Genomic DNA, 12948 nt, shown 5'->3' with positions numbered 1-12948 from the left:
GGAGGAGAAGTATATTATGAATGATAAAATAATAGGAATAATCGGTGGCATGGGACCCGAAGCTACAGCAGACCTATATATGAAAATTATTAAGGAGACTAAGGTAAAGGAAGAGCAAGAACATTTCAGGGTTATAATTGACAGTAACCCTAAAATACCAGATAGAACTAGGGCTATATTAGAAAAGGGTGAAAGTCCTGTAAATGCTATAGTGGAAACTGCAAATAACTTAGGTAAGGCAGGAGTTGACATAGGATGTATGCCTTGTATAACAGCCCATTATTTTTTTGATGAGGTACAAAGTCAGGTGCCCTTTAAAATTATAAATGCATTAGAGGAATTAAATTTATATTTAAAAAATAATTACCCTAATATTAAGAATATAGGTATATTAGCTACTACGGGAACTGTTAAGACAGGTTTATTTAACAAATATCTTACAGATTTTAATATTATTTATCCTGACGAAGATACTCAATCTAAAAAGGTAATGGAAGCCATATATGGAGAATCAGGTATTAAAAAAGGAAATACAGGAAAAGAGAATTTAAATTTACTCGTAGAAGCTACTGAAGAATTAGTAGACAAGGGCGCAAAATTAATAATAGGTGGATGTACGGAAATTACATTAGTATTAAAACCTTATAATATAGATAAGCCATTAATTGATCCTATGGATGTAGTAGCTAAAAGTATAGTAAGGTACTAATATAATATTTTAGTGCGAATAGTTTGACAAAATATGAATATTTAGGTATAATGGCATTAAAATTAAACTATTGAATAATTTTAAGGCGTGTAACCATAAGAGGGCAAAAGCCAAAAAAGAAGTTTTTATATTTCTTTTTTGGCTTTTTTGTTTTTGTAAAATTAATGGACAATATGAAGTATATCCATTGCCACAAAATCAAACCTATAAGTGTGAAAGGCGGACAACCTAAGACAGGAAATATTAATAGTCCAGTTTTATATCTTAGTGATTTTCTATTATTAGTATTAGGAGTATTAATAAATTACAATATACTATAATTAGTACTAAATTGACATATCATACAATTTATAGGTGTGTTACTGAAAAACAGGCATAAACCCATATATCAGCTATCATACTTATATATGTGTTATGCCTTTTTAAACAAAGTTTTGTCTTTTTAGTATCGCGGGGGTGGATGAATATGAGTAGTAAGAAATATCTAGTAAACAAGGTATTTAATAATAATGTACTTCTTGCAGTCGATAAAGAAAATGGGAAGGAATTAGTTCTAGTAGGAAAAGGGATTGGCTTTGGCAAAACAAAAAAAGAAGGTAAACTAGTAGAAATAAAAGATGAGCAAGTAGAAAAATCCTTTGTTGCTTTTGATGATAATACAAAAGAAGAATATTATCAGCTCATGGGTTTAATAAATGAAAAGGTTATTGGAGTAAGTGAAGAAATTATAGCTATGTCTGAAGATAAATTTGGTAGATTAAACTCTCATATACATATTGCACTAACAGATCACATTGGATTTGCATTAGACAGGATAAAAACAGGTATGGAAATAAATAATCCATTTATATATGAAATTAAAGCATTATACCCTAAAGAATTTGAATTAGGACAAAAGGCGGCTGAAATTATAAAAGCCAGATTAGGAGTTGAAATTTCAGAATCAGAAATGGGATTTATAGCTCTACATATTCATTCAGCTAGAGAAAATAAGAAAGTAACAGAAACTATAAAGGATACAAAATTTTTAAAAAAATTAATTAACATAATTGAAGAGGATTTGGATATACATTTAAATAACAATGATTTAATGTATAGTAGGCTTGTAAATCATCTACGGATGACTATAATCAGACTAGAAGAAAAAAAGAATATAGAAAATCCTTTACTAAATGCTATAAGAGAACAATTTTATGAATCTTATAAAACAGCAACAAAGGTTGGAAAATATATTGAAAGTGAAAAGAATATACATGTAACAGATGAAGAATTAGGCTTTATGGCTCTTCATATAGAGAGAATTAAGGAAACCGCTAACAATCCAGCACTTAGGTCTTAATGAATTTTATAATATGGTTTTATAAAAATTATCAGATAATTAAAATTTAATATAAAATTAAAGCGTGTTACTGAGCGATATCAGGCATAAGCTTTCTAATATAGTTTTAAACTAACTGTATTAAAATAGCTTATGCCTTTTTTATATGGTGTACAAGTATTTTTGAAATATTTATTAGTAGTTGGCTATTTAAATCGTAGAACAATAATTTAATTACTATAAAAGAAAAGGTGATGTTGAAAGGTTATATCTAAGAAAATAGTATATAGAGGATTAGCAATTATAATAGCATGTGCCTTTGCTATTAGTAATCTTTGGATTACATCGATTTCATATGCAGAAGAAGATTCTTTATTTTAAATGAAGTAATAAGTTTTAATTTATATACTCATAGTAGGAGAATCCAGTCATTCAACATAAGAAAATATAGCAATTATATAAGTTTTGCAATAAGATATGAGATTTTTAAGGTAAGGAGGTGAGTTTTAAATTTAAGGGTAAAAGGAGTTATTATATTAATTTTATTTAGAAATAATAAAAAGGAGGTATTTAAATGAGAAATTTTTTAGGTAAACTTCAAAAATTAGGAAAGGCATTAATGCTTCCAGTTGCAGTATTGCCAGTGGCTGGTATACTATTAAGACTTGGTCAGGAAGATCTTTTAAATGTGCCTTTTATATCTGCTGCAGGAGATGCTCTACTTGGTAAGCTAGATATTTTGTTTGCAATAGGTGTAGCAGTAGGATTATCCTTTGATAATTCTGGAGCAGCAGGTCTTGCAGGGGCAGTAGGATATTTTGTAATAACTGAAGGTGCAGGAGCCATAAACGAAAATATCAATATGGGAGTATTAGCTGGTATTATAGCTGGAGTTGTTGCAGGAAATCTATATAATAAATATCATGATATTAAATTACCAGATTGGTTAGGCTTCTTTGGTGGTAGAAGATTTATACCAATAGTTACATCTTTTATATGTATTATATTAGCTCTTATATTTGGATATATATGGCCACCAATTCAAAATGTTATAGATAGTATAGGAGGATGGATTATAGGAGCAGGAGCATTGGGAGTATTTGTTTTTGGTTTCCTAAATAGGCTTCTTATTCCACTAGGACTACACCATGTTCTTAATAATTTTGTATGGGTTATATTTAGAGAGTATAATGGAAAAACAGGAGATATAGCAAGATTCTTTGCAGGAGATCCAAATGCAGGAATGTTTCAAGCAGGATTTTATCCAATAATGATGTTTGGATTAGCAGCAGCTGCGTTGGCTATGTATAAGACCGCAAAGCCTGAAAATAAAAAGAAGGTAAGTGGTGCATTATTTTCCATAGCATTTACTTCATTTTTAACTGGGATTACAGAGCCAATTGAGTTTATGTTTATGTTCTTAGCACCATCTTTATATGTAATTCACGCTCTTCTTTCTGGAATATCAATGGCAGTAGTTTATAGTTTAGGAATTAGACATGGATTTACTTTTTCTGCTGGTGCCTTCGATTTCTTACTAAATATGAAACTTGCAACTAAAGGATGGCTTCTTATTCCTATAGGATTGGTATTTGGACTTATATACTATCTAATCTTCGTATATGTAATTAAGAAAAAAGATTTACCAACACCAGGTAGAGTAGATGAAGATGGAGGAGATCTAGATACAGTAATAGATGAAAAAGGAATTGATAATTTAGCTGTAGCTTATATAGATGCACTAGGTGGAGTAGAAAATATTGAAAATGTGGACTCTTGTATTACTAGACTTAGAATTTCACTAAATGATAGTACAGGTGTAAGTGAAGAAGAGTTGAAAAAATTAGGAGCTTCTGGAGTTATAAAGCCAAGCAAGAAAAACATACAGGTAATTATAGGGACTAAGGCAGAATTCTTAGCTGATAAGATAAATAATTATTTAAGGGCTAAGAGTAAAAGATAATTTTGATAAATAAATATGGTGACTAATTAGTCACCATATTTATTTTATAAATTAAAGGTAAGGAGATTGTCATGATTAAGAGAATACTAGATTTGAATTCATCTGATATAAAAAATATGGATAAAGAAGAAAAACTTTTAAGTATAAAAACAGGAGAAGGAAGAACCTTAGTTACAGAAGTTATATGTATTGCACCGCCAGCATTATGGGATGTAAGCAATGTAGAATTAGCTTCTGCTTTTGGTTCTGACATTATTTTATTAAATGTATATGATGTAAATGATTCTAAAATTGAGGGATTGCCAGAAAGAAAGGGTATTAGCCCTATAGAACAGGTTAAAAATCTTACAGGTAGATTAGTAGCTGTGAATTTAGAGCCTACTGATTTAGATGAAGAAGTTTCAAATGAAAGATTGAATGTATCTGATGGTAGGGTAGCTACATTAGAAAATGTTAAAAGAATAGTAGAACAAGGGGCAGATATGGTTTTACTCACTGGGAATCCAAAGACAGGTGTAACTAATAGCCAAATAATAAAAATAATTAGAAAAATAAAAGAAAGTATAGGGGATAAAATAATAATTGCAGCTGGAAAAATGCATTCTTCAGGAAGTGAAACAGAAGTAGGATTAAATATCATAAATAAAGATCTGATAAAAAATTTTGTAGAAGCAGGTGCAGATATTATTTTAGTTCCAGCTCCTGCCACAGTACCAGGTATGACTGTAGATTATGTAAGAAATATGATAGAATATATTCATTCACTAGGAAAACTATCTATGACATCCATAGGAACTTCCCAAGAAGGAGCTGATGAATGGACTATTAAAAATATAGCTCTTTATAGCAAAATGGCAGGAACAGATATCCATCACATAGGAGACTGTGGTATGCCTCTAGGAATGGCTACTCCTGAAAATATTATGGCTTATTCGATTGCCATAAAAGGTAAGAGGCATACTTATAGAAGAATGGCTAGATCAGTAAATAGGTAAATTAATATAAAAAAATCTAAAATAACATAAGAAATATAATATATTTTACAAATATTACTATATAAGGAGGCTAAAAAATGTTTAATTTTTTCAAAAAGGATAAATCTTTGTCTATTAAATCTCCTATAACAGGAGAAATTGTTGAAATAACAAAAGTACCAGATGAAGTATTTGCACAAAAAATGGTAGGAGATGGAGTTGCCATAAATCCTACTGATGGAGTCATAGTTTCTCCTTGCAATGGAAAGGTAGTTCAATTGTTTCCTACTAGACATGCTCTAGGGATAGAATCAGATGATGGAGTAGAGATTCTTATCCATATAGGTTTAGATACAGTAGAATTAAAGGGAGAAGGTTTTGAAAGTTTTGTAGAAGTTGGAGATAGAGTGAAAACAGGTGATAAATTGCTAGAAGTAGATTTTGATTTAGTAGAGAAAAAAGGGAAGCCTATTGTAAGTCCAGTTATAATAACTAATCCGGATTTTGTAGAAGGGATTTCTAAAAACTCAGGAAAAGTTATTGCTGGTGAAGATGAGATACTAAAGGTGGAGTTAAAATAAATGGTGGATATAAAAGAAGCTTCTCTTAGTTTTATATATAAAACTAAGAGAAGCTTCTTTAAAAATGAATGAAGTATTATATCCAGAATATTATTTTCAGAGAATGTTTTCTTTTTTTGTAGATGTTATACTATCAAAATATATTTGTGTAGATGCTTTGTTTTTTCAGGATATTTTATGTTTTTTTACAATGTTTAAAAGTTTTAATTTACTAAAGGGAAAATATTTAGTTAGTGTAAATATTTTTAAAAACAAGCGAATATTAAATATTTTAAGAGGGCCATAAATGGATAGTTTATTCTTTATAGCTCTTTTGTTTATTATTGCCATGCATTATTCAATATACATTAATCCAAGTAATAAGTTTGCATGTGAGTTAATAGGGGAAAGTAATATAGGAAAAGATGACATTGTTATAAAGTTATCAAAGGTTAATCTCATTATATTGAAAACCTTAAAAACATTCTATATAATGTAATAGAAAAAGACTGTATTGTTGGGAGGTCGATTAAAATGATATATGTAATAAATAATAGCAATGACCCCTTTTTTAATCATGCTGCAGAAGAATATTTAATAGATAATTTTGATGAAGAAGTGTTTATGCTATGGATAAATAAACCTTCTATATTGATTGGAAGAAATCAAAATACCGTATCAGAAATAAATCTAGATTATGTTGAAGAAAATGGTATTATAGTAGTTAGGAGACTTTCAGGTGGAGGGACAGTATATAATGATTTAGGAAATATGAATTTTACCTTTATTACTTCTAGGGATACCACAAAACCACAAGTGAAAAATAAATTTGAAAAATTTGCATTACCTGTAGTAAAGGCACTTATATCCCTAGATGTAAATGCTGAATTTACAGGTAGGAATGATATAGCAATAGATGGAAAGAAAATTTCTGGAAATGCCCAATATTTTAGCAAGGACAAGCTTCTTCATCATGGGACTCTTTTATATGATTGTGATATGTCTAAATTATCTCTAGCGTTAAAGAGTAGACCAATAAAGTTTGTGGATAAATCGATAAAATCAACAGGAGCAAGAGTTACAAATATTTCTCATCATATGAAAAAAAAGATGAGCTTATCTGAATTTAGAAATTATTTGCAAGAATATATAATAAAGACTTATGACATAAAGACTATATATGAATTTAATAAAAAAGATTTATATGAAATTAATAAAATAGCTAAAAATAGATTTGCAACATGGGAATGGAATTATGGCAGAAGTCCAAATTATAAATATAAGAATTCTGTAAAATATCCAAGTGGAGTGATAGAATATCATTTAGAAGTTGAAAATGGGAAGATAGAGAATATTTCTATTTATGGAGATTTCTTTGGAGAGAAAAATATACAAGATTTGGAAAAAATCCTAATAGGAGTAAGGCATAGTGCAAAAGATATAGAGATTACTTTACATAAAATAGATATAGAAGATTATATCTATGGTATATTAATAAAGGAATTTATTGATGGATTAATGAATATAGAATCAAATATGGGAGGAGAATAATAGCTTTAAAGAAATAACATGGATTAGAGTAAAATGGATTATTACTACAGATGAAATTATTTCGGCAGAAGTTCTATGGAAAATAATGCATAAAAGATGGGATATTGACAATAATGCTTTTCATCAACTAAAAACATATTGGCATTTAACCTAATGAAATTGTATTTCTTTCCGTGTATTAGAGGCTTTAGAAAGAAAAGTATGCTTTATATAGATATTATTGAAGATATGAGAGATAAAAGATTTACAATAGAAGATAATTGGAATAATCCAATATTTATAAAAACATGATTTGAAAGTAAAATTGGAAATTAATTTTTTAGAATTTCTTGGGGTAGGGAGATTTTTATCTATTTTTATGACCTAACAGTCTTTAGAATTTCTATTTATTCAAATGAATGATAAAAAATGCTTTGTTCAATTACAAAAAATAAAGGAGTGTTAATATGCTATTTGAATCGTCTAGAATGTTTTTAAGGAAAATGACATCGGAAGATATAGAGGTATATCATAGATGGAGAAATGATATAGAGGTTATGAAATCCACTGCTCCATTTTTGGACATTTATCATATTGAAGAAACAGAAGAATTCGTTAATCAGGTAATTTTAGGTTCTCAATCTTCAAAGAGTTATATAATAGTGGAGAAAGAGTCTAACAAACCAATAGGGATTACTTCCTTAACTAATATAGATTACAAAAATCGTAGTGCTGAATTTATTATTGATATTGGGGATAAAACGTCATGGGGTAAAGGTTATGGAGCAGAGTCAATGAAATTGCTTCTTGATTACAGTTTTTTAGAAATGAATCTACATAGGGTATTTTTAAGGGTATTTTCATTTAATAATAGAGCTATTAAACTATACGAGAAGATGGGTTTTCAACATGAAGGAAGATCCCGAGAAAGTATTTTTCGAGAAGGAAAATGGCATGATATAATTCATATGTCAATTCTTCAAAATGAATATATTCAAAGAAATTAAAAGTTTAGAGTATAGAAATTTTGATTAAGTAAGATATTGAAGGATTACAATATTTATTATACAATTTACTTAGTATTTATAAGATAGTGAAAAATAAGTATGGAAACTTTAGTTAACAGTACTTTAGAGATTCTATCTGATACTATGATATAAAGAGATATAAGAGAAAGTTACTTCTCGGGCTGCACGTTTTGTAAGTTTTCGGCAATAGTTTTTTGCTGTGTATTTTAGGGTTTTCTTTGCCAAAAAGTAACACTGATGTTGTATGGTTTTATTGTCGGAAGAAGATAGCTCTATTAGGTTCACTCCCTTTCTGAGTGAAGTTCGGAAACAAGGGCTTTTCCCTTTTTTCTTTTTCACTCTGTATCCGTACGGAAGAAGGTGTTTTGTTGTGATTTTCAAAAATGGTTTTGAGAAAACGCAAAAATGTTCGCCACGGGAAATAACTTTTTTTGATAGGCTACATAGGCAATACGACAAAAAGGACACAGTGCTAACCGCCTAATAGCGCCGTATCCTTAAAAAAGAGCACACTTAATATATTCCCGTAAATCTATTTTTTTCAAAAGGAAAGCTGCGGCTTTGGTTGTTATCTCAAAACCACGGTTTTTTATTATACTGCAAGGCATATTCCCAATATGTTTTTGTTTGGGTACAGTACTTAATAGATAAAAAATAATAATCCAATTTATTATTTATCGTCTAAAGCGCAGTCCAAGGTAGTTTGACAATGAATTCTCAATGAGTTTAACAAGAGCTTATTTGTATCTTGCTGTCCTATTAATTGTGGCAATTCAGTACAACCTAAGATAACACCATCAACATCATAACGATTGATAATATCTAAAAATTGCTGCCTAGATTTATTTGATACTTTATTTATAACTAATTCTCCAAAGATGATATTTTCAATCACTTGCTTTTCATCATCGTTAGGGACAACAACATCAATGTCATATTTGCTAAAGCCTTTTTGATAAAAGTCACCTTGCATTGTATATAAAATACCTGTTAGTAAAACTTTTTTAAGTCCTTTTTGTTTGGCTTCTTTTGCTACCGATTCAACTATACTGATGATTGGTAATGGTATTTCATCAATAATGTTATCTAAAACGGAGTGAGGTGAATTAGCCGCCATAATCACAAAATCTGCACCAGCTTTTTTCAGATTTTCAAGTCCTTCTAATATATAAGATTGATATTCTTCTGTTTTGCGTTGATTTTCCAAATCAGTAAAATACTGAAAGTTTAAGCTGTTAATTAAGATTTCTGGATAATAGTAGTCATGGTATTTTTCATAGTATAGGTCGGTAATTGTCTTATAATAATGAATTGTTGAAGCTAAACTAATACCGCCTAAAATTCCAATTTTTTTCATACTTATTCGCCTCCCTTTGTTGTTTTAATTATAAATGATTGATTATCGATTGCTCTCATAGTTGCTAAAATACCGTCAAGGTGATCGTATTCATGTTGTAAAAGCTCAGATAAATCATCCTCTAAGTTCATATAACATTTTTGCCATTTGAGATCTAAATACTCAATTCTGCATTTTCTATGCCGCTGTACTTTTACCAGAAGATTAGGGAAAGACATACAATCATCTAAGACTGTCATCATTTCATCATCTAAAAAGTGGATAGACGGATTGATAAATACAATAGGTTTGTCAATAAACATATAAATAATTCTTTTTTGCACACCGATTTGTGGAGCGGCTATTGCCCTGCCTGCATGATATTTTTCTCTAAATGTCAATAGAGTATCATGTAAATCTTGAATTATTGGCAGTGTATCCGATAATTCTTCTTTTTGCACGGGTTTGCTAACCTCGTAAAGTTTTGGATTGCCAAGTAATAATATTTCTTTTTTCATTCTATCCCTCCATTCTTATGTACTATTATAGTATTGAAATTGTTTGGGTTCAATGGTAAAATTGTATGCAGAACAATATTGAAGGTGGAATGAATATGCCTGTCAACTCTTTTGAAAATTATCCAATGACATGGAAACCCAAAATAGAAAAGAATAATGAAAATCCGATTTATTTAGAGATTGCACAAGCCTTAGAAAATGACATTAGAAAGGGAATTTTGCAGCCGAATGATAAATTGCCGCCACAGCGAGAATTAGCTGACTTTTTAGATGTCAATTTAAGTACCATTGCAAGGGCTTTTAAGATATGTACATCAAAAGGACTTTTGAGTGGCGTTATCGGACGTGGTACATATATTGCAGCTGATGTTATGGCAAATATGCCTATGTTAGATGAAGCAGGATTAGAAAGTTGTATCAACATGGGGGCATCTCACCCTTTATATGAGCAAAATCATTATGTAGTTCAATCAATGAAACGACTTATAAAAAAGGCGAACATTGAAAATATATTAAAATATACGGAAACATCTGGCAGACTGTCACACAAAAAAAGTGCACAAAAATGGATTGAATACTTCGGACTTAAAACGGAATTAGAAAATATCGTTATTACATCAGGTTTGCAAAATTCACTGGCGATTCTTTTATCTTCGCTATTTCATTATGGAGATAAGATTGCAACAAATGAATTGATTTATCCAGGAATTAAAAATGTTGCAAATATGTTAGGCATACAGTTAATGCCTGTTCCTTATGATGATGAGAAAATAGATATTCAGGCTTTAGAGCAACTATGCAAATTAGAAAACATAAAAGGAATATTTGTAATTCCTGATTATCATAATCCCACAACCATAACTATGTCATTTGAGGAAAGAAAATCCCTTGCGGCTTTGGCTGAAAAATATGATTTATTATGCTTGGAAGATGGGACATATTCATTTTTGACAGAAATGAAAATCCTGCCTATTACTTCCTTAATTCCTGAGCGTAGCATTTATATTTCAACTATATCAAATTCCATTTGCGCTGGTTTACGTATTGCTTTTGTAGTTGCACCAACAAAAGTGATTATGCGTATTACAAACGCAATCAATAATATAAATGTTATGTCGTCACCATTTGAAGCAGAATTAGTATCACAAATGATTGAAAACGAATTAGCAATTAAAATTGTGGATGAAAAAATCAAAGAAATACAAGAAAGAAATAAGATAACTAATAAAGTTTTAGGCGGATATACTGTATGGGGAGATCTAAATAGTCAATTTCGCTGGCTCATGCTTCCTACGTTTTGGACGGGAACTCAATTTGAGAAAAAATTGAAGCAAAAAGGAGTACAGGTATTTTGTTGTGAACGATTTGTTGTTGGGAGCAATTCCATTGCACCTGCTGTGCGAATAGCAATCTGTACACCATCAACAATAAGAGACTTAGAAAAAGGATTATATATTATAAAAGAAACATTGGAAGATAATTAGTATAACGCTCAGTTGCATTTTATATTGTTCTATATTTCATTATAGAAAATATAATCTTATATAATAGGAATTGCATACTAGTTTAGGTTTAAGAATAGGATATGTAAAATGATATAGAGTTATATAATAATGCGTGAAGCAAAGCAACTTTATGACTTTTTGACAATCTATCAAAGTAGTACGAACAGGAAAGGGATTGATGAACGAATTAAGAGTGGATTAAGCAATAACTTAATCCACTCTTAATTATACATAAAAACAATACAAAAAACCGAAAAAAGAGATGATTTTTCTCCGACTCAGCCTATGGGCAACATGCTATAATAATAACATGAGCAGAAAACATAGATAAATCAACGATTCTAAAGCTCTATCCTAAAAAAATATGATCTTAGGAGGGTAAAATGAGCTATAAGAGAGCAGAACATATTCTGCCAGCAGAAATTATTGAACTAATTCAGAATTACGTTGATGGAGAATCTATATATATCCCCAGAAAAGATAACAATAGACGGGAATGGGGAGAAAGAACCAATATTCGTAATGAATTAGACACACGAAATCAACAAATATATGATGATTATCAACAAGGATATGAAATTATCGAATTAGTTAAAAAATACTTTTTATCTGAAAAAAGTATACAATGTATTATCCTTAAAATGAAAAAAACAGTTTGATAAGAATAAGTCAATATACTTTAAGTGTATTGGCTTATTCTTTTTTCTAAAAAAGTTTAAGGTAGAAATATGGTGTAAAAAGAACTAAAATAGACACATCCAATAGGAGAAAATTTAAGGAGGAAAAAGTATGTGGACACCTGTTTGATTTTCATAGCGAAGGCTGTTGCAAATAAATAACATAAGACATGTAATAGCTTTTAAATATTTCTGGTAAACAAAGGAGTACAAAATGGGCTATTTAAGGAAAATTGAATATAAGATTATGCAAAAGGATTCATATAAAATCATTCACAATTGTTCTGGATGTGGATGTAAAGCAACATGTTATAAAGTGATACGTGTATTAGGAAAATAGAAGATATAGATTATTTATATAATATCTTACAGAAAGGATGTTAGTATGAAAAATATTACTATAAGACAAGCAGGAAATAATGATATAAGAGGAATAAAAGATATTGTAAAGGAGGCCTTCGATAGATCGGGTAAGAATGAAGGATTGTCATTGGGGTCATTAGCAGTTAAGCCTTCGTATCAGCGTAAAGGAATTGGAAGAAGACTTATAGATTATGGATTGAAAAAAGCTAAAGAAATTGGGTTTGAATCTGCCTTAAAATATGGAATTGTATTATCTAATAATCATCCTGAGAATCCTTATTTAAAAATTAAATTTCTTGACATCAATAGGGAAGTATCTGGTAAGATGAGATTTTGTGACTCCTTTTATGATGGAAATGGAGAGTTACTATAGATATAGTCAACATTATTTAAAAAATCAAACATTAAAAGGTCTTAACTAGTCAATCATATGTTACACTTACTCATATATAATTTATATGCTTTGC

14 protein-coding genes are annotated in these 12948 nt (G+C 29.8%); 12 read left to right on the top strand and 2 right to left on the bottom strand.

What is annotated here, in order from left to right:
* The first annotated feature begins 16 nt into the window (after positions 1–16).
* From cuyB to NSA23_RS02195, 9 genes are all read left to right on the top strand, one after another.
* Positions 17–709 (top strand): cysteate racemase, encoded by a 693-nt coding sequence (cuyB, locus tag NSA23_RS02235; protein WP_042681419.1) that lies wholly within the window; start codon positions 17–19, stop codon positions 707–709.
* A 466-nt stretch (positions 710–1175) separates the two neighbouring features.
* Positions 1176–2048, top strand: coding sequence for a PRD domain-containing protein (locus tag NSA23_RS02230; protein ID WP_042681421.1), 873 nt, complete (start codon positions 1176–1178; stop codon positions 2046–2048).
* Between the two features lie 553 nt (positions 2049–2601).
* On the top strand, positions 2602–3990 hold the full coding sequence (gene nagE, locus NSA23_RS02225) for an N-acetylglucosamine-specific PTS transporter subunit IIBC (protein ID WP_257490087.1): 1389 nt from the start codon (positions 2602–2604) through the stop codon (positions 3988–3990).
* 71 nt (positions 3991–4061) lie between these two features.
* The gene (locus tag NSA23_RS02220; protein WP_187116660.1) at positions 4062–4985 is read left to right on the top strand and encodes a DUF7916 family protein; all 924 of its coding nucleotides are present in this window, start codon (positions 4062–4064) and stop codon (positions 4983–4985) included.
* A 77-nt stretch (positions 4986–5062) separates the two neighbouring features.
* Positions 5063–5545, top strand: a complete 483-nt coding sequence (locus NSA23_RS02215; RefSeq protein WP_042681425.1) for a PTS sugar transporter subunit IIA — start codon at positions 5063–5065, stop codon at positions 5543–5545.
* 64 nt (positions 5546–5609) lie between these two features.
* The gene (locus NSA23_RS02210; RefSeq protein ID WP_042681428.1) at positions 5610–5831 is read left to right on the top strand and encodes a hypothetical protein; all 222 of its coding nucleotides are present in this window, start codon (positions 5610–5612) and stop codon (positions 5829–5831) included.
* On the top strand, positions 5832–6023 hold the full coding sequence (locus NSA23_RS02205; protein ID WP_042681429.1) for a hypothetical protein: 192 nt from the start codon (positions 5832–5834) through the stop codon (positions 6021–6023).
* Between the two features lie 35 nt (positions 6024–6058).
* Entirely contained in the window at positions 6059–7075 is a 1017-nt protein-coding gene (locus NSA23_RS02200) for a lipoate--protein ligase (protein WP_257490086.1), read from the top strand.
* 446 nt (positions 7076–7521) lie between these two features.
* Positions 7522–8061, top strand: a complete 540-nt coding sequence (locus NSA23_RS02195; protein WP_042681434.1) for a GNAT family N-acetyltransferase — start codon at positions 7522–7524, stop codon at positions 8059–8061.
* 691 nt (positions 8062–8752) lie between these two features.
* On the opposite strand, the gene NSA23_RS02190 is transcribed toward NSA23_RS02195, so the two are convergent.
* Complete coding sequence (locus NSA23_RS02190; RefSeq protein ID WP_042681436.1) at positions 8753–9439, bottom strand: aspartate/glutamate racemase family protein; 687 nt, start codon at positions 9437–9439, stop codon at positions 8753–8755.
* 2 nt (positions 9440–9441) lie between these two features.
* Positions 9442–9936 carry a peptide deformylase gene (locus NSA23_RS02185; protein WP_042681438.1) on the bottom strand — a complete coding sequence of 165 codons (495 nt, stop codon included), beginning with the start codon at positions 9934–9936 and terminating at the stop codon, positions 9442–9444.
* Positions 9937–10001: 65 nt separating this feature from the next.
* Between NSA23_RS02185 and NSA23_RS02180 the strand changes: the two genes are divergently transcribed.
* From NSA23_RS02180 to NSA23_RS02170, 3 genes are all read left to right on the top strand, one after another.
* The gene (locus tag NSA23_RS02180; RefSeq protein WP_257490085.1) at positions 10002–11420 is read left to right on the top strand and encodes an aminotransferase-like domain-containing protein; all 1419 of its coding nucleotides are present in this window, start codon (positions 10002–10004) and stop codon (positions 11418–11420) included.
* A gap of 404 nt (positions 11421–11824) precedes the next feature.
* Positions 11825–12100 carry a CD3324 family protein gene (locus tag NSA23_RS02175; protein WP_257490084.1) on the top strand — a complete coding sequence of 92 codons (276 nt, stop codon included), beginning with the start codon at positions 11825–11827 and terminating at the stop codon, positions 12098–12100.
* 403 nt (positions 12101–12503) lie between these two features.
* Positions 12504–12854, top strand: a complete 351-nt coding sequence (locus NSA23_RS02170; protein ID WP_257490083.1) for a GNAT family N-acetyltransferase — start codon at positions 12504–12506, stop codon at positions 12852–12854.
* Positions 12855–12948: the final 94 nt, after the last annotated feature.

Source organism: Anaerosalibacter massiliensis (assembly GCF_024623155.1).
In the GTDB taxonomy this organism is placed as follows: domain Bacteria; phylum Bacillota; class Clostridia; order Tissierellales; family Sporanaerobacteraceae; genus Anaerosalibacter; species Anaerosalibacter massiliensis.
This window is presented reverse-complemented; position numbering and strand designations above follow the sequence as displayed.